We start from the raw sequence: 18103 nt of genomic DNA, 5'->3' as shown, positions 1-18103 counted from the left end.
AGCTTCGCGCTGCACCTACTGCCCAAAATGCCCAAACCGCCCACTGAACCGCTTAGCGAGCGGATACGCCAAATCGCCGTGCTTGCTCGTCCCCAGCCCCAATTCCACCAGCACCTGCGCCAATTTGACTGCCGCCGCCACGCCATCGATCACGGGCAGGCCGACGCGTTCGCTGACTCGCGCAGGCAGGTCGGCCATGCCGCCACAACCCAGCACGATGGCGCCGGCGCCTTCCTGGTCGCGGGCCTGCAGAGCCTGCTCGGCGATGCGCTCGACCAATACCTCCTCGCCCAGGGTTTCAAGCTCCAGCACGGGAATGTCGACGCAGCGCACCGAGGTGCAGTGCTCGGTCATGCCGTAGTTGCGCAGCAGGTGCTCGGCGATGATGCGCGTACGGGTGAGCGTGGTGACCACGGCGAAGCGAGTGCACAGCAGGCTGGCGACATGAAAGGCGGCTTCGGCGATGCCGATCACCGGGCCGCGGGCCAGCTCGCGGGCGGCCAGCAGGCCGGGGTCGCCGAAGCAGGCGATGATGTGCGCGTCATAACCGGCGGCCACGCCCTTGCGCACTTCTTCCAGCACGCCGACCGCCGCGATGGCTTCGTCGAAATGGCCTTCGATCGATTCCGGGCCGTCCTGCGGGCAGCAGGCGATGATCTGCGTATCGCGACCGGCGACGGCACCGGCGGCGCGGCCGATACTGGCGGTCATGGACGAGCTGGTGTTGGGGTTGATGACCTGGATTTTCATGAAAGGCTCGGCAGCTGGATCAGCGTTTGAAGATGGATTTGAAGTCGGGCTCGGCCACGGGTTTGGCGTCCAGCTGGAGGCTGGCGCGAATGCTCGCCAGATGTCGGGCCATCCAGTTCGACGCGAGTGCGCCCTCTCCCCGTTCGAGCAGCTCGATCAGCTCGACGTGCTCTCCACAATCGCAACCGACGCTATGGCGCGAACCGTACACCGCGATGATCAGCGACGAACGCGTGGTCAACTGGGCGATCTGCTCGCTGAGCACCTGATTGTCGGCGGCCACCGACAGCTGCACGTGAAACCGCGCCGAGAGCTGAATGGCATGGCTATGCCGCCCCTGATCTTGCGCCTGATGCTCCTGCTCGGCGAGCTCTCGCAGCCGCTTGAAATGTTCGGCCGTGGCGTGGGCGACCACGGTCGGCATCAACGCAGGCTCGATCAGTTGCCGGGCGGCGAATACATCCTGAGCCTCCTTGGCGCTGGGATGGGCCACTTCCGCACCACGGTTGGCCCGCAGGGTGACCAGACGCTCCAAAGCCAGACGCTGCAAGGCCTTGCGAATGCCCGTGCGGCTGACGTTGAACACTTCGGCCAGGGCATCTTCGGGAAGGCGCACGCCCGGTTGCAGGCGGTGCTCGACGATGGCGTCGAGGATCTCCTGATAAATGTGTTCATCACGACTGACGGCCGTAGAGCCATCGGAACTGTTGGCAAGAAAAAGGGGAGAATTCACGAAATCGTTTCCTGGGTACGCGTGAGGCAATCGTATACAAACTGAATTGTCTTCGCCATCTTTGCCCCGGGCCAAGATCGGCATTCATCAAACCGCACCAATACGGGCCTCCACAGCCAGAAAATGCGCGAAAACAGCACAGGATATTCACAAAGCAAGCACGACGCTGGCTGCGCCATCACTGTAAACCCGTTGGTTTTACGCTTCGATACACGCTGGCACGCATCCTGCTCCATGGATCGTATACAACAACGCCGACCCCCGTATGCAATGCTCGGAGCGGCCACGACCCTGGAGCGTGTGCGTGAATAATCCCGACCTACCCAAGGGCTACAGCCCTCGCTTGTACAACGAAGACCTGGGCCCGGTAGTACAGAAGTGGAACTGGTACAACATCTTTGCCTTCTGGATGAGCGACGTGCACAGCGTTGGCGGCTATGTGTTCGCCGCCAGCCTGTTCGCCCTGGGCCTGGCCAGTTGGCAGGTGCTGATCGCGCTGCTGGTGGGCATCGGTATCATTCAGGTGATCGCCAACCTGGTCGCCAAACCCAGCCAACAGGCGGCGGTGCCCTACCCGGTGATTTGCCGCCTGGCGTTCGGCGTGTTCGGCGCGAACATTCCGGCGGTGATTCGCGGCCTGATCGCGGTCGCCTGGTACGGCGTGCAGACGTACCTGGCGTCCAGCGCACTGATCATCGTAGTGCTGCGTTTCTTTCCGGGCATGGAAAGCTACGCACAGGTGCAGTTCGCCGGCCTGTCGTACCTGGGCTGGATGGGTTTCCTGTTCCTGTGGGCGGTGCAGGCGGCGGTGTTCTGGACCGGTATGGACTCGATCCGGCGCTTCATCGACTGGGCCGGGCCGGTGGTCTACGCGGCGATGTTCATTCTTGCCGGCTGGATCGTCTGGAAGGCAGGATGGAGCAACATCAGCTTCACCCTCGCGGAAAAATCCCTGAGCGGCTGGGAAGCCTTCGGCCAGGTAGTGATGGCGACGGCTCTGGTGGTCTCGTACTTTTCGGGCCCCACGTTGAATTTTGGCGACTTCAGCCGCTATTGCCGGACCATGGCTGACGTGCGGCGCGGCAACTTCTGGGGTCTGCCGGTGAATTTCCTGGCGTTCTCGCTGGTCACCGTGGTGATCGTATCAGGAACCTTGCCGGTGTTCGGCGAGATGCTTCACGACCCGATCGCCACAGTGGCGCGTATCGACAATGACGTTGCAGTGTTGCTGGGCGCCTTTGCCTTCGTCACGGCAACGATCGGCATCAACATCGTCGCCAACTTCGTCTCGCCCGCCTTCGACTTCGCCAACTGCGCGCCAAGCAAGATCAGCTGGCGCGCCGGCGGGATGATTGCCGCCGTGGCCTCGATCTTCATCACCCCGTGGAACCTGTTCAACAACCCCGAAGTGATCCACTACACCCTCGACGTGCTGGCGACCTTCATTGGCCCGCTGTTCGGAATCCTGTTGGTGGACTATTACTGCATCAAGCAACAGCGGATCGACGTGGCAGCGCTGTTCGACGACTCGCCCACCGGGCGCTACTGGTACAGCAACGGCTTCAACCCGGTGGCGATCAAGGCGCTGCTGGCGGCCACGCTGATCGGTATCGTCGTGACCTTCGTGCCCTGGTTCAAGCAGATCGCCAACTTCGCCTGGTTCACCGGCTGCTTCCTGGGTGGCGGGTTCTACTGGCTGCTGGCACGGCGGGACGTGCGTTCGTTGAGCCTGGCAGGCGCCTGACCCAAGACAGGGTGCGTCGTCTGCCGTGAATGCAGCGGCGTACCTGCACCACAGGTCGAACATTAATCAACAAACTTAAACAATACGCAGATAGCCCAGAGTCGCCAGTACAGATTACCTTCCTCGGCGTCCTGACTTCTGAGCCTGCCTGACGCCTGCTTTTGCCAACGAAACAGCAAGTTATGCCAGGGCAAATTGAGAAATCCTCCAACTCAATCAGAAATTTCTGATTCCCTTGTTGACGCTTCAGCAACCGACCCCTTGTAGTAATAACCTCTTACTTGATATGGATATCCATCATGATCATTCTGGTAGCCGGTATTCACGGGGTCGGTAAAACCTGGCATTGCGAGCACTATGCGCACCGTCGCGGGGTGCTGCACGGCAGCGCGAAAGGCTTGGTCCGGCAGGTGCTGGCGTCCGTGAAATGGAGCGATGACCGCTATGCGACCAACCGCGACCGTAATCGCCAGGCACTGGAACTGGCCGCTACCAGCATCGCCGCCAGCGGCAAATCGATGCTGCTGGAAGGCAACGTTGCCTTGATGGGCAAGCGAGCACGCACGTTGGGCATTGACGTGACGGCATTCGAGCGGCTTTCCCTGGGAGCGATCTTGCTGCTGGAAAGCGAGCCGGGGACCGTGCTCCAGCGGTTACCGGCCTGCCACGCCTCCGCCACCGAAGTCGAGCTGTTCCAACAGCAGGAACGTGAGAGCGCACGAGCCGTGGCGCGGCATCTGCACATTCCGTTGATGTTGCTGCGCGACTGCAGCGATCACACTTTCGGCCAGACCGTGGACGCCTGGCTCAAGCGGGGTCAGCCCATTTCCATCGATACCGCCAGAAGCCATCCACCGGGGTTTCATCGTCTGTATCGCTGAGCGGAAGCACTGTGGCGTACCTGCCGCTCGTCGCCTCGAGGGCACGTTGGGATCCATGCGATGGCCCAATGCTTGTACCCCCCCTCTCACTGCGGAGATGCACCATGTTGATTAGCAAAAAGCTCGCCTCGCTGGCTCTGGCCGGTCTTCTATCGGCTTCGTCGTTCGCGGCGATTGCGGCGTCGAACGACACCAACTCTACGGCCACACCTGAAGCCCCGTCGGGTCGTCAGGTTATCCCAGGCACCGACAAATCGCCCGACAGCGGCAACGCCACCGGCATCGATGGCAAATCCGGATCGATGAGCCAAGGCGCAGATGCCGGGACCACGGATGGCGGCCCTACTCCAATGGGCGCCAGCAAGGGTGATGGCAGCTCAGGCAACAGTGGCGGCAACGGCGCCGGCGCCGGTAAATAACCGCCCGCACCAGCCCACACGGCGGCGCGAATCCCGCTCATGCTCCTGTAACGCACAGGGGCCGAGCAACGGGATTCGCGCCGTTTTCATGTCCGGCCCTCAATAATCGTGTCGTTCGAGAATCTGATCGACAGATTCCGGGGCAGGACGTTTGTAGAACTTGAGCAACTCGCTGGCACGATTGGTAAAGATACCGTCCACTCCCGCCTCGCTGACCTTCTTGAAATCAACCGCCTCGTCGACCGTGTAGACATGCACCAGCAAGCCCTTGTCGTGGGTCAACTGGTTCATCCAGGGCTGGACCAGGTCCATGTAGCTCTGGTCTCCCCCCTCGCTCAATGCAGCCGAAGGGCCTGTGCCCACTGCACCGTTGGCCTTGGCGATGTCGAGCCAGCGCTCGAACTCGGCGCGATCACGGGGCTGTTGCTGGGCATAGTACGCCGCCTTGTCGGTCATGCCGGACGCCGCGAATGACCCCTTGGATTTGGGCTCGATGCTGCCCTCGCCGACCCACAGCAACAATACCTTGGGCACCTGCGGCATTTCCTTGGCCAGCAATTCCAGACTGTTTTTCTCGAACGTCTGCAGCACCACCCGATGCTGACCATCCAGCCAGCCCCGTTGGGCAAGCTTGGCCTTGAGATCGCGTTCGATACCGGGAAACTGCTGCGGTACCTTGGTTTCGATGTACACCCCAGGTTTGTGGGTACCGCCCTGGGCGACGTCGAGCACTTCGTCCAGCGTGAGAATCTTCAGACCCTTGTAGTTGTCACGGGCACGCTGCGGGTGCGCGGCATTGAACCAGCTGCCAGCGTCGAGGGTTTTCAGCTCCGCCAGGGTGAAGTCGCTGACCGGCTTGTCCTTGCGCTCGGGAAATTTGCTGGCGATGTCGGTGGTGCGCAGCAGGGTGTCGTCGTGCAGCGCAATCAACTGCCCATCGCGGGTGCGTTGCACGTCGAGTTCCAGGTAGTCGGCACCCAAGTCACGAGCCAGGAGGTAGGCTGGCAGTGTGGACTCGGGGGCATCGTACGAGGCACCGCGATGGGCGATGACGGCGGGATAGGGAATGTTGGCGGTATGGGCCAACTGTTCGGGCGTTTGCCCGTGGGCCGAGGCAGCGGCGCCGAGGGCGGCGGTCAGGCACAGCGTCTTGCACAGGGATGTCAACATGCGTAGTCCTTTCAGAGGTGATCGAAAACGGCACCGCAAGATACCGATGAACCGACCTAGCATAGACGGCGTCGGATGACAGGAGATGGCGTGCTAGAGTCGCGCCCTTGTCCAAGACACGAGCAGAACGAATCATCACCATGGCACATGACACCTTCGACGCCCACCTCGACGACTGGCAAACCCTGCACACCCGCCAGCCTGCGCAAAGTCTGCTGCTGGGCAACGGCGCCAGCCGTGCGGTCTGGCGCAGCTTCGCCTACGACGCGTTGTTCGAGCGCGCGCAAAAGGTGCGCAACAAACCGTTGAGCCTGACCGACCTGGCCTTGTTCAAGTCGCTGCAGACCCAGAGTTTCGAACAGGTGCTGACCGTGCTCAACAGCACCGTACGGGTCAACGCGGCCTTGGCGATCAGTTCGACCGCCCCGCTCAACCGCTACTACGCGATCAAGGAAGCGCTGATCCACGCCGTGCGCAGCGTGCACATCCCCTATCGCTTGCTCGATGAGTCACGCCTGGCGCTCCTGAACCGCGAGCTGCGCTCGTTCGAGACCGTGTACAGCAGCAATTACGACCTGCTCTGCCCCTGGGCCGTGCAGCATGACCCGCAGGGTTTCGCCGAGCTGATGGACGTGGACGCCGGTTTCGATATCCGCCGCACGGCCTCCCAGGGATCGCGCGTGCTGTACCTGCACGGCGGTCTGCACCTGATCAAGAACAGCGACGGCACGACCCGGCAGCGGACCGCCGAGGGCGAAGCCCTGCTCGACGGCTTTGCCATCAACACCCCAGGTGATGTACCACTGCTGGTCAATGAGGGCCCCAGCGCACAGAAGCTGTGCAGCATCCGCGATTCCGATTACCTGAGCTGGTGCCATGGCGAGTTGAGCCTACAGGACGGTACGCTGTGCATTTTCGGCCACAACCTGGACAGCGACGACGCGCACATTCTCCAGGCCCTGCGCCAGGCGCCAGCGCAGACGTTCCACGTTTCGATCTTTCCGCTCAGCGATGCCTGGATCATCAGCCAGAAGCAGCGTTTCACGGCACTGTTCGCCGACTGCGGCAAAACCCTGCATTTCTTCGACGCAACCAGCCATGGCTTGGGGAGTGCGCAACTGAACGTACCGGTGCCCGCCGTTGTGAAGAAGCGTCGCTGAAGGCAAACGCCTTCAGCACAGCGATATCAACCCTTTTTCCAGCGCCAGCAGTACAGCCACGCTGCGTGAGCCCACGGCGAACTTGCGGCGGATGTTGGCGAAGTGAAAGTTAACCGTAGCCTCGGAGCAGGCCAATATGCGCGAGATTTCCCACGAGGACTTGCCTCTGCCGCTCCAGACGAGCACTTCCTGCTCGCGCGGCGTCAGCTTGATGTCGAGCGTCACTGCAAACTCCAACCCTTGACTTGAGCGCTCATGGTGGCGCTCGCCAAGGGTGGGTCACAACGCCGTCGACTTGTAGTGCCGACGCCTCACAGCAAGCTAGCCCAGCAGGCCGTCTTCCTGCAGCAAGGTCTGCAGGCGCTGCTCGCGAATGCCGTAGAACGCCTTCAACTCTTCGATCCTGGCCAGCGCTTCGGCGCTCGGGCCGGACGTGTCACGTTTGACCGCCAGAATCATCTTGTTCTTGTTGGTGTGTTCCAGAGAAATGAACTCGAACACCTTGGTTTCATAGCCGCAGGCGTCCAGCAGCAAGGCACGCAGGCTGTCGGTGACCATCTCGGCCTGCTGGCCCAGGTGCAGGCCGTATTGCAGCATGGGCTTGAGCAGGCCCGGGCTCTGGATCTGCAGGCGGATTTCCTTGTGGCAGCATGGCGAGCACATGATGATCGCCGCGCCGCAGCGGATACCGGTATGAATGGCGTAGTCGGTGGCGATGTCGCAGGCATGCAGGGCGATCATCACATCGATTTCGCTGGGCACCACCGAGCGTACGTCACCGCATTCGAAAACCAGCCCCGGGTGGTCCAGACCAGCGGCTGCGGCGTTGCACAGCTCGACCATGTCAGGGCGCAATTCCACGCCCGTGACCTGTGCCTGACGCTGCAGGGAATTGGCCAGGTAATCGTGGATGGCGAAGGTCAGGTAGCCCTTGCCCGAGCCGAAGTCGGCGACCCGCACCGGCACGTCGGCCCTGGCCAGCCGGGACGTGGCGAACGCGTGGGAAAACACTTCGATGAACTTGTTGATCTGTTTCCACTTGCGCGACATCGACGGGATCAACTGCCCCTGCTGGTCGGTCACACCCAGGTCTCGCAGGAACGGCCGGTTCAGCTCGAGAAAACGCTTCTTTTCCCGATCGTGGCCCAACTCCGGCGCAGCCCGCTCCTGTTGTTGCTTGCTGCGGTGCAGACTGGCCTTGTTCTTCTTGCTGAATTCAAGCTGCAACTCGTCGGTCAAGGTCAGCAGGTGCGCGTTCTTGAAGGTGTCGGGCAAGGCTTCGGCAATGAACTGCTGACCATCGCTCAGACTGAAGTTCTTGGTGATGTCGCGCGTCTTGTAGCGGTACACGAACGACAGGCACGCTTCGCCCTTGATGGTCGCCAACTTGACGATCAGCCGCTGCAGCTCCGGCTCCTGGCCGACGTGGCGGGCCAGCACCAGCTTGATGAAAGCGTTCTGCGCCAGGCTGGTGTCGAGCAGGGCAAGGAATTCGGCGCGGGGGTCAGTGACGGGCATGGCGAAACGGATCTCGGGTGTGTTCAGGCGGGCATTTTAGTGGGTGTGCATGGACTTGGGGAAAATGGATTTGCCCTCACTGTCATGGATGCATTTGTATCAATCCTGGCACCTGACTGGATTGACCGGCGCCGATACGTTAAAACACCTCCCACGAACTACAAAAACACTGCCACCTGTCACCGGCTGCAGCACCCTGTGCGGTACGCCAAAGAGAAGAACTCCATGAACAAGCTGTGTCTGCTGGGCGTCGTCGTCGGCCTGGCCTTGCAATCCGCGCATGCCGAAAGCCCCTCCCAAGGTCTGCAGAACAAGGAGGCATTCGTTGCCGATCTGCTCGCACGCATGACCGTAGACGAGAAGATCGGCCAGTTGCGGCTGATTGCCATCGGTGGGGAAATGACCCATCAGCGCATCGAAGCGGAGATTGCCGCTGGGCGTATCGGTGGCACGTTCAATTCGGTCACCCGCGCGGAAAACCGCCCCATGCAGGACGCTGCCCAGCGCAGCCGGCTGAAGATTCCGATGTTCTTCGCGTATGACGTCATTCATGGCCACCGTACCCAGTTTCCAATCAGCCTGGGCCTGGCCGCGAGCTGGGACATGGACGCCATTGCCCTGAGCGCCAGGACCTCGACCGCCGAAGCGGCCGCCGACGGGATCGACATGACCTTCGGGCCGATGGTCGACATTTCCCGCGATCCGCGCTGGGGCCGCATCAGCGAAGGGTTCGGCGAAGATACTCATCTGGTGTCGAAGATCGCCCGGGTGATGGTGGAGAACATCCAGGGCTCCAGCCCGGCCAATCCAGACCGGATGATGGCCAGCGCCAAGCATTTCGCCATGTACGGCGCAATCGAAGGCGGGCGTGACTACAACACCGTGGACATGAGCCCGCAGCGCATGTTCCAGGACTACCTGCCGCCCTACCGCGCCACCGTCGATGCCGGCACGGGCGGCATGATGGTCGCCTTGAACTCGATCAACGGCGTGCCGGCGACGTCCAACACCTGGCTGATGCAGGATGTACTGCGCAAACAATGGGGGTTCAAGGGCATCACCATCAGCGACCACGGTGCCATCCATGAGCTGATCAAGCACGGTGTGGCCGCCGATGACCGCGAGGCGGCGAAACTGGCAATCAAGGCCGGCATCGACATGAGCATGAACGATCAGGCCTACGGCGAGCACCTCCCAGAGCTGCTCAAGAGTGGTCAGATCAGCGAGGCCGACCTCGACAACGCCGTGCGCGAAGTACTCGGGGCCAAGTACGACATGGGCTTGTTCGCCAATCCGTACCTGCGCATCGGCAAGGCCCAGGACGATCCAGCCGACGTCAATGCGGAAAGCCGTCTGCATCGCGCCGAAGCCCGCGACGTGGCCCGCAAGACCCTGGTCCTGCTGAAAAACCAGAAGCAGACGCTGCCGCTGAAAAAGGATGCACGCATCGCGCTGATCGGGCCACTGGCCGATGCGCCGGATGACATGCTCGGCAGTTGGTCTGCCGCAGGCGTGGCCGGGCAGTCGGTAACGCTGCTCAAGGGCCTGCGCAATGCCGTGAGCGACCCGGCCCATATCAAATATGCGTTGGGCGCCAACCTCAGCGACGACCGCGCCACCGTGGAGTTCATCACCCGATTCCTGCCTGAAAACATGAAACTGCCCCACGATCCGCGCTCCAGCCAGGCCCTGATCGACGAGGCGTTGGCGGCGGCACGTGATGCTGACGTGATCGTCGCGGCGGTTGGCGAATGGCGTGGCATGAGCCATGAATCGGCCAGTCGCGTCGCGCTCGATCTGCCTCGCACCCAGCAGGCCTTGATCACCGCCCTGCGCGCCACCGGCAAACCGCTGGTGCTGGTACTGATGAACGGCCGTCCGCTGACCATTGGCGAACAGCAGCGCCAGGCCGACGCGGTTCTGGAAACCTGGTACGCCGGCACCGAGGGAGGCAATGCCATCGCCGATGTGCTGTTCGGCGACTACAACCCGTCCGGCAAGCTGCCGGTCACCTTCCCGCGCTCGGTGGGCCAGGTGCCGCTATACTACAGCCACTTGAGCATTGGCCGGCCGTTCACGCCAGGGCATCCAGGCAACTACAGTTCCCAATATTTCGATAGCGAGCAAGGTCCGCTGTACCCCTTCGGCTACGGCTTGAGCTACACCGATTTCAGCCTGTCGGACGTCAAGCTGTCGAGCAAGCGTATGAGCCGCGATGGCAAGGTCACAGCCAGCATCAACGTACGCAACATCGGCAAGGTCGCGGGCGAAACCGTGGTGCAGTTGTATGTGCGCGACGTGGCCGCTTCCATGGCCCGACCGGTCAAGGAGCTCAAGCATTTCCGCAAGCTGATGCTCAAGCCGGGCGAAAGCCAGACCCTGACCTTCGACATCGTCGAGGACGATCTGAAGTTCTATAACCAGCAACTGGTTCGTGCAGCGGAAGCGGGTCAATTCACTGTCATGATCGGGCTGGATTCCGACGACGTGAAAGAGGCGAACTTCGAGTTGTTGTAGCCGGCAATGGTCGAGTAGCGCCCGTGATCGACTCCCGTGCCCTGCGCCTGAGCGCCATCGTGCTGGCCATCGTGGCCGGCGCGGTGCTGTCCGCCGTCTGGGCCAGCCGCCATGCCCAGCGACTGGCCCAGAATGAAGAGGCGTCGCGCAGCGATGGCCAGCTGGCACTGTACGCCAACAGCCTGCACACGCTGATCGAGCGCTACCGCACCCTGCCTGCCGTACTGGCGCTGGATCCGCAATTGCAGCAGGCGTTGCAGGGGCCGATCAACGCGGCCACCCAGGATGTGCTGAACCGCAAGCTGGAGCGCATCAACGCGGCAGCTCGCTCCTCGACCCTGGAACTGCTCGACCGCGCCGGTTTGGCGGTGGCCGCCAGCAACTGGCGCCTGCCCACCAGCTATGTGGGTCACAACTACGCGTTCCGGCCTTATTTCAGCCAGTCGGTCAGCCAGGGCAGCGGGCGTTTCTATGCCGTGGGCGTGACCAGCGGTATCCCCGGCTATTTCCTGTCCAGCGCGATCAAGGACAGCCGGGACGGTTTTCTCGGCGCCATGGTGGTCAAGCTGGAACTGCCCGAGCTGGAACAGGAATGGGCGCAGGGGCCTGACACGCTGCTGGTCAGCGATGCGCGGGGCGTGGTGTTCATCGCCAATCGGCCGGGCTGGCGCTATCGCACGCTGCACGCCTTGAGCGATGCCGACCGCGCTGAGTTGCAGCGCACTCGCCAGTATCACGACCAAGCCGTGCAGCCACTGGATCACAAGGTGCTGGACACGCTCGACGCCGCGGCCAGGCAAGTACGGGTCAACGGCCCACAGGGTACGGCCGACTATCTCTGGGCATCGTTGCCGATGGACAGTGAAGGCTGGACCTTGCACCTGCTCAAACCACCCGTCGCGGGCAACGAGGACAGCCGCAATGCCGCGCTGGCGGCGGTGGGCGTGTGGCTGAGCCTGGTCTTCGGTGGCTTGTGGCTGAACCAGCGCCGTCGTCTGGCCGCCCTGCGCCAGCGCAGCCGCGAGCAGCTGGAGTCGCTGGTACGGGCACGTACCCGCGAATTGCGCGACGCCCAGGAAGGTCTGGTTCAGGCGGCGAAGCTGGCCGCCCTGGGCCAGATGTCGGCAGCGCTGGCCCACGAGATCAGCCAACCACTGACGGCGCAGCGCATGCAACTGGCGAGCCTGCGGCTGTTGCTCGATCAGGATCGCATCGATGCGGCGCGCCAGGCCCTGGCGCCACTGGAACAGATGCTGACACGCATGGCGGCGCTGACCACACACTTGAAAACCTTCGCCCGCAAGAGCCCGGCAGGCGTACGCGAACGACTCGACCTGGCGCGGGTGCTCGATCAGGCCTTGCAGTTGCTGGAAACGCCTCTGCAGGCAGCCGGGGTCCGCCTGCATCTGCAGGTCAGCCGGCCTGCCTGGGTGCGCGGCGACGCCATTCGCCTGGAACAGGTGATGATCAACCTGTTGCGCAATGCGCTGGACGCCATGAGCAGCGAGCCGGCCAAGGACCTGCACATCACCCTGCAGACTCACGGCGAACACTGGCATCTGGGCATCGCCGACAGTGGCAGCGGCATTGCCAGTGAACACATCGAGCATTTGTTCGATCCGTTTTTCACCACCAAGCCGATCGGCGAAGGGCTTGGCCTGGGGCTGGCGGTCTCGCTGGCGATCGCCCATGAACACGGTGGTCAGCTGAGCGCGGAAAACCTGGAGCGTGGCGCTCGCTTCACCCTCGCCCTGCCCCTCGACAAGGAGCCTGCATGAGCAATCAAGTGATGGTCATCGACGACGAAGCGAGCATTCGTGACGCCGTTGAACAATGGTTGGGCCTCAGTGGCTTTTCGGTGCAGCGTTTCAGCCAGGCCGAGGAGTGCCTGGCCCAGTTGCCGGCGGATTTCCCCGGCGTGATCCTCAGCGATGTGCGCATGCCGGGCATGGGCGGGCTTGGCCTGCTGGCGCAACTTCAGGCACGCGATCCCGAATTGCCGGTGATCCTCTTGACCGGCCACGGTGACGTACCGATGGCGGTGCAGGCCATGCGCGATGGTGCCTACGACTTTCTCGAAAAACCATTCAGCCCGGAAAGCTTGCTGAGCAGCTTGCGGCGGGCTCAGGACAAGCGTCGACTGGTCCTGGAAAACCGCCGTCTGCACAACCGCGCCGACTTCAGCGAGCAATTGCAGGCGACCCTGCTCGGCGCGGCGCCCGCCATCGCCCAACTGCGCCGCCAGGTGCTGGACCTGGCCTCACTGCCGGTCAACGTAGTGATTCGCGGCGAGACCGGCAGTGGCAAGGAGCTGGTCGCACGCTGCCTGCACGATTTCGGCCCGCGCGCCGGCAAGCCGTTCGTGGCGCTCAATTGCGCTGCCATTCCCGAGGCGTTGTTCGAGGCCGAACTGTTTGGCCATGAAAGCGGCGCCTTCACCGGTGCGCAAGGCAAGCGCATCGGCAAGCTGGAATACGCTCACGGCGGAACGTTGTTTCTCGACGAGATCGAAAGCCTGCCCATGGCCCAGCAAGCCAAGCTGCTGCGCGTGCTGCAGGAGCAGAAGCTCGAACGCCTGGGCTCCAACCAGAGCATCGCGGTGGACCTGCGCCTGGTCGCGGCCAGCAAGCCCGATCTGCTGGAGCAGGCCCGGGCCGGGCTGTTTCGCGAAGACCTGGCCTATCGGCTGAATGTCGCCGAACTGCGCCTGCCACCGCTGCGCGAGCGGCGTGAAGACATCCTGTGCCTGTTCGATCACTTCACGGCGGCCACCGCAAAGCGCCTGGGACGCCTAGTCCCGGTGGTGAACTCGACACAACTGAGTCAGTTGCTCAGCCACGATTGGCCCGGCAATGTCCGCGAGCTGGCTAACGCCGCCGAACGCCACGTGCTGGGGCTGGCCGCGCCTGCCCTGGAAACACCTGGCGCAGGGCTGTCGCTGGCGGCGCAGCAGGAAGCGTTCGAAGCGCAATGCCTGCGTGCGGCGCTCGCCCGTCATCGGGGCGACATCAAGGCGGTGATGCAAACGCTGCAAGTGCCCCGGCGGACCTTGAACGAAAAGATGCAGCGTCACGGACTGGCGCGTGAAGACTTTCGCGAATAGGCAAAAATCCGCTTATCACCCTTCTCGTATCAGCAAGAATCCGCCTACTTTATGCATAAGCCCCCGCAAAACCTGGGCTTCGCAGGCTGGCACGGCTTCTGCTATTGCCTTGGCAAGCGCGACTCAACGTGCTGCCAACAATAACGAGAAGGTTCCATCATGGATAACTCAAACACCCTGCCCGCCGGGGCAAGTGCTGCATCCGCCCCGCCTCGCACCACCGCCAGCCGGGTCAAATCGATCTTCAGCGGTTCGGTCGGCAACATGGTCGAATGGTATGACTGGTACGTCTACGCCGCATTCTCCCTGTACTTCGCCCAAGTGTTCTTCCCCAAGGGCAGTCTTAACGCCCAGTTGCTAAACACGGCCGCAATTTTCGCCGTCGGGTTTCTGATGCGCCCCATCGGCGGCTGGCTGATGGGCCTGTATGCCGACCGCAAAGGCCGTAAGGCGGCGCTGATGGCCTCGGTCCTGCTGATGTGCTTCGGCTCGCTGGTGATCGCCCTGACACCGGGCTACGAAACCATCGGCATCTGGGCGCCGGTGCTGCTGGTCCTCGCGCGGCTGATGCAGGGCCTCTCGGTAGGCGGTGAGTACGGCACCTCCGCCACTTACCTGAGCGAGATGGCCACGCGCGAGCGGCGCGGTTTCTTCTCCAGCTTCCAGTACGTCACCCTGATCTCCGGTCAGTTGATCGCCCTGGCGGTGCTGATCGTGCTGCAACAGACGCTCACCGAAGAACAACTGCTGAGCTGGGGCTGGCGCGTACCCTTCGTGATCGGTGCGCTGTGCGCCGTGGTTGCATTGTGGCTGCGTCGCGGTATGGAAGAGACCGAATCCTTCACCCAGAAAAAGGTCTCCAAGGAAAGCACGATGCGCACCCTGTTGCGCCACCCCAAGGAACTGCTGACCGTGGTCGGCCTGACCATGGGCGGTACGCTGGCGTTCTACACCTACACCACCTACATGCAGAAGTACCTGGTCAACACGGTAGGCTTCAGCAAGGCCGACTCGACGGCCATCTCGGCCGCCACGTTGTTCCTGTTCATGTGCCTGCAACCGGTCATCGGCGCCCTTTCCGATAAGGTCGGACGCCGCCCGATCCTGATCGCCTTCGGCGTACTGGGCACCCTGTGCACCGTCCCCATCCTGACCACCCTGCACACCATTGAAACCTGGTGGGGCGCGTTCTTCCTGATCATGGCGGCGCTGATCATCGTCAGTGGATACACCTCCATCAACGCGGTGGTTAAAGCTGAGCTGTTCCCCACCGAAATCCGCGCCCTGGGCGTCGGCCTGCCCTACGCACTGACCGTATCGGTCTTCGGCGGCACCGCCGAACTGATCGCGCTGTGGTTCAAGCAGATCGGCATGGAAACCGGCTACTACTGGTATGTGACCGCTTGCATCGCCTGCTCGCTGCTGGTGTACGTGTTCATGAAGGACACCCAGAAGCACTCGCGGATCGAAACGGACTGAAGCCAGGCATGCCCCCGCCGCGACGGCGGGGGCAGTTGCACTGGAAACCGCTGACAACGCACACTGGGGGCACTTGAACGCTGAGGACTGCCCCCGATGTCGGATGACACCTACTACTACGAACCCGCCAAGGGCCATGGTTTGCCCCACGACCCGTTCAACGCCATCGTCGGCCCGCGGCCAATCGGCTGGATCTCTTCTCATGATCGCGAAGGTCGTCTGAACCTGGCGCCCTACAGCTTCTTCAACGCCTTCAACTACACGCCGCCGATCATTGGCTTCGCCAGTGTGGGACGCAAGGACAGCCTGAACAACATCGAACAGACCGGCGAGTTCGTCTGGAATCTGTCGACTCGCGCCCTGGCCGAGCAGATGAACCAGAGCTGCGCGGCGGTGGGACCCGAAGTCGACGAGTTCGAACTCAGCGGTTTGCAGCACGCGCCTTCGAAGATCGTCAGCGTGCCGCGAGTGCTCGAAGCGCCGGTGTCATTCGAATGCAAGGTCACTCAGATCATTCAACTCAAGGGCGCCGATCAGCAAGAGGTGCCCACCTGGTTGATCCTGGGTGAAGTGGTGGCGGTGCACATTGCCAAGTCACTGCTCAAGGACGGCATCTACGACACGGCCGCGGCCGGCCCGATCCTGCGTGGCGGCGGCCCGGCCGATTACTTCGAGATCGGTCCGCAGGCGCTGTTCCAGATGCACCGGCCACAGGTCAAATAGGCGCAAACACCGGTTCGCCGTCTTCGTCGACGCAGGCCAGTGTCGACAAGACCTCGGCGGCAGCGCCATCGGCCTCGTGGGCGGTGGCGAACGACTGGCCGTCGAGCACCTTGTGGAAACGCGGGGCGCCACCGCCCTGCAGCGCCTTGATGGCAATGGCGGCGCGGTAACTGCCCGCCTCCGGCACTACTGCCGAAACCGCTTCGTGATGTTCGAATACCTTGCGTGCCATGACGTACCTCGGGCCGATGGAAAAGCCGCGATTGTACGCGGCTCAGGCCGCACTGGCATGTTCGAGCGCCGCGTCACCGAAGGTGTGCAGGTCGAGGCTGGTCACCAGCAGGCCGTGGACCAGATCGGAGAACACCTGCATGCCCGGCGAGTTGAGCCAGGCGGTCATCGCGGCCTGATCGCGCCAAACGCCAGCCACCTGCCACAGTCGCTCGTCGCCGTGACTGCGCTGGACCGCAAAGTGCAGACAGCCAGGCATGGCCAGCGCGGGCCGTACCAGCGCCGACAAACCCAGCCCGACCCGCTCCGAATCACCTGGCCGGGCGGTGACCAGGGCACAATGACTGACGGTAGAAAATGAGTTCATGCTCGACTCTCCCTGATTGAACGTTCTGCGGTGAACACAGTTACAGCGACAACGTTACGCAACCCCGGCTCGCAAGGGTTAGCCGTTTCCTGTCAAGGTCTTGCCCGATCCTGCCGGGTTGCAGCTTCGTTCAACTGGTATGGGTTATTTTGGGCACTTTCAGGCTTGCCCGCTGACACTGCCAGCCTCGGTGTGTACAAGGCCATGACGCAAGTTGGCAGGATTGGGCAAACATCCGGCAGCTATCGTCTACCTCTGGCATTAAGCGCGGATTATCCTCGTCTCATGTGATGTACAGATCCTGGAGCCCGCATGACCCTCTCCGCCCCTGCGTTGTTACCGCTGGACCCCGCTCTGGAACACAGCCGTCGCGAACTGGCCGAGCGCATCGCGCGCGGCGCCCAGACGCCAGGCGACCATGGCACCGCGATCGGCGGCCTGCACCTGGTGCGTTATGAGGAATGCGTGCAGTCATTCCCGGCCCTGGTCCAACCGGCGCTGTGCATCCTTGCCAATGGCCGCAAGGAAGTGCGCCTGGGCGATGAGCGCTATGTCTACGATCCGTTGAATTTTCTGGTGGTGTCGGTGGCCATGCCGGTCTCGGGACGGATCCTCGATGCCACCCCGCACGATCCCAGCCTGTCGCTGCGGCTGGACATCGACCCCGAGGAAATCAACGCAGTGATCGCCGACGCAGGACCGTTGGGGGTGCCCACGCGCTCGACCCAGCGCGGCCTGTACGTGGAGCGAATGGACACGGCCTTTCTGGATGCCGTGCTGCGCCTGGTCCGGCTGCTGGAGACGCCACGGGACATTGCCGTGCTGGCACCCCTAGTGCGGCGGGAAATCCTCTACCGTCTGTTAGGCGGGCAACAAGGTCATCGACTCTACGAAATCGCGGTGGCGCACAGTCAGACCCATCGCGTGAGCCAAGCCATCGCCTGGATCAACCGGCATTTTCATCGCAGCCTGCGCATCGAAGACCTGGCCCGGGAAGTCAACTTGAGCGTGTCCACACTGCACCACCGCTTCAAGGCGGTAACCTCCATGAGCCCGCTGCAATATCAGAAACAGCTTCGCTTGCAGGAGGCGCGCCGGCTGATGCTCAGCGAAGACCTCGACGCCTCGGCGGCCGGGTATCGAGTGGGTTACGAAAGCCCTTCCCAGTTCAGCCGCGAATACAGCCGCCATTTCGGCGCGCCGCCGGTGCGCGATCTGGCACGGCTGCGGATCAGTCTGTAGGGCCGCGCAGGCAGACCTGGAAAAAACACCGGGTCACCGATAGAACCGATAGCTAGCTATCCAGTA

The 18103-nt window shown here is 62.6% G+C and carries 17 protein-coding genes; 10 read left to right on the top strand and 7 right to left on the bottom strand.

Going from position 1 to position 18103, the window contains the following annotated elements; translation table 11 throughout:
• Positions 1-15 precede the first annotated feature (15 nt).
• Both B2V21_RS07075 and B2V21_RS07070 read right to left on the bottom strand, forming a co-directional pair.
• On the bottom strand, positions 16-750 hold the full coding sequence (locus B2V21_RS07075; protein ID WP_286916440.1) for an aspartate/glutamate racemase family protein: 735 nt from the start codon (positions 748-750) through the stop codon (positions 16-18).
• Between the two features lie 19 nt (positions 751-769).
• Positions 770-1483: a GntR family transcriptional regulator gene (locus B2V21_RS07070; RefSeq protein WP_049860701.1), complete on the bottom strand. Its 714-nt coding sequence runs from the start codon at positions 1481-1483 to the stop codon at positions 770-772.
• A 304-nt stretch (positions 1484-1787) separates the two neighbouring features.
• On the opposite strand from B2V21_RS07070, the gene B2V21_RS07065 reads away from it, so the two are divergent.
• From B2V21_RS07065 to B2V21_RS07055, 3 genes are all read left to right on the top strand, one after another.
• Complete coding sequence (locus tag B2V21_RS07065) at positions 1788-3227, top strand: NCS1 family nucleobase:cation symporter-1 (protein ID WP_286916439.1); 1440 nt, start codon at positions 1788-1790, stop codon at positions 3225-3227.
• Positions 3228-3526: 299 nt separating this feature from the next.
• On the top strand, positions 3527-4108 hold the full coding sequence (locus B2V21_RS07060) for an AAA family ATPase (protein WP_282346902.1): 582 nt from the start codon (positions 3527-3529) through the stop codon (positions 4106-4108).
• 104 nt (positions 4109-4212) lie between these two features.
• Complete coding sequence (locus tag B2V21_RS07055; RefSeq protein ID WP_049860698.1) at positions 4213-4527, top strand: hypothetical protein; 315 nt, start codon at positions 4213-4215, stop codon at positions 4525-4527.
• A 99-nt stretch (positions 4528-4626) separates the two neighbouring features.
• On the opposite strand, the gene B2V21_RS07050 is transcribed toward B2V21_RS07055, so the two are convergent.
• Entirely contained in the window at positions 4627-5697 is a 1071-nt protein-coding gene (locus B2V21_RS07050) for a glycerophosphodiester phosphodiesterase (RefSeq protein WP_286916438.1), read from the bottom strand.
• A 140-nt stretch (positions 5698-5837) separates the two neighbouring features.
• Here B2V21_RS07050 and B2V21_RS07045 point away from each other — a divergent pair, with 140 nt between their 5' ends.
• Positions 5838-6857, top strand: a complete 1020-nt coding sequence (locus B2V21_RS07045; protein WP_286916437.1) for a DUF4917 family protein — start codon at positions 5838-5840, stop codon at positions 6855-6857.
• A gap of 12 nt (positions 6858-6869) precedes the next feature.
• Here the strand turns inward: B2V21_RS07045 and B2V21_RS07040 are convergent, their stop codons facing one another.
• Positions 6870-7082 carry a response regulator transcription factor gene (locus B2V21_RS07040; protein ID WP_275669801.1) on the bottom strand — a complete coding sequence of 71 codons (213 nt, stop codon included), beginning with the start codon at positions 7080-7082 and terminating at the stop codon, positions 6870-6872.
• A gap of 96 nt (positions 7083-7178) precedes the next feature.
• On the bottom strand, positions 7179-8375 hold the full coding sequence (locus tag B2V21_RS07035) for a class I SAM-dependent methyltransferase (RefSeq protein WP_286916436.1): 1197 nt from the start codon (positions 8373-8375) through the stop codon (positions 7179-7181).
• 225 nt (positions 8376-8600) lie between these two features.
• On the opposite strand from B2V21_RS07035, the gene bglX reads away from it, so the two are divergent.
• From bglX to B2V21_RS07010, 5 genes are all read left to right on the top strand, one after another.
• The gene (gene bglX / locus B2V21_RS07030) at positions 8601-10892 is read left to right on the top strand and encodes a beta-glucosidase BglX (RefSeq protein ID WP_286916435.1); all 2292 of its coding nucleotides are present in this window, start codon (positions 8601-8603) and stop codon (positions 10890-10892) included.
• Between the two features lie 23 nt (positions 10893-10915).
• On the top strand, positions 10916-12670 hold the full coding sequence (locus B2V21_RS07025) for a sensor histidine kinase (protein WP_286916434.1): 1755 nt from the start codon (positions 10916-10918) through the stop codon (positions 12668-12670).
• Positions 12667-13995, top strand: coding sequence for a sigma-54-dependent transcriptional regulator (locus B2V21_RS07020; protein WP_286916433.1), 1329 nt, complete (start codon positions 12667-12669; stop codon positions 13993-13995). Before B2V21_RS07025 ends, B2V21_RS07020 begins: the two co-directional genes overlap by 4 nt.
• A 159-nt stretch (positions 13996-14154) precedes the next feature.
• The gene (locus tag B2V21_RS07015) at positions 14155-15474 is read left to right on the top strand and encodes an MFS transporter (protein WP_286916432.1); all 1320 of its coding nucleotides are present in this window, start codon (positions 14155-14157) and stop codon (positions 15472-15474) included.
• Positions 15475-15570: 96 nt separating this feature from the next.
• Positions 15571-16197, top strand: a complete 627-nt coding sequence (locus B2V21_RS07010; protein WP_056845106.1) for a flavin reductase family protein — start codon at positions 15571-15573, stop codon at positions 16195-16197.
• Here the strand turns inward: B2V21_RS07010 and B2V21_RS07005 are convergent.
• Both B2V21_RS07005 and B2V21_RS07000 read right to left on the bottom strand, forming a co-directional pair.
• Positions 16190-16429 (bottom strand): hypothetical protein, encoded by a 240-nt coding sequence (locus tag B2V21_RS07005; RefSeq protein WP_286916431.1) that lies wholly within the window; start codon positions 16427-16429, stop codon positions 16190-16192. The genes B2V21_RS07010 and B2V21_RS07005 overlap by 8 nt on opposite strands.
• Positions 16430-16471: 42 nt before the next feature.
• Entirely contained in the window at positions 16472-16795 is a 324-nt protein-coding gene (locus tag B2V21_RS07000) for an antibiotic biosynthesis monooxygenase family protein (protein ID WP_049860687.1), read from the bottom strand.
• A gap of 312 nt (positions 16796-17107) precedes the next feature.
• Between B2V21_RS07000 and B2V21_RS06995 the strand changes: the two genes are divergently transcribed.
• Positions 17108-18037: an AraC family transcriptional regulator gene (locus tag B2V21_RS06995; protein ID WP_286916430.1), complete on the top strand. Its 930-nt coding sequence runs from the start codon at positions 17108-17110 to the stop codon at positions 18035-18037.
• Positions 18038-18103 lie beyond the last annotated feature (66 nt).

Source organism: Pseudomonas sp. UBA6276 (assembly GCF_002438365.1).
Classification (GTDB): Bacteria; Pseudomonadota; Gammaproteobacteria; order Pseudomonadales; family Pseudomonadaceae; genus Aquipseudomonas; species Aquipseudomonas coleopterorum.
The sequence above is the reverse complement of the archived record's forward strand: the minus strand, read 5'-3'. Positions and strand labels throughout refer to the sequence as shown.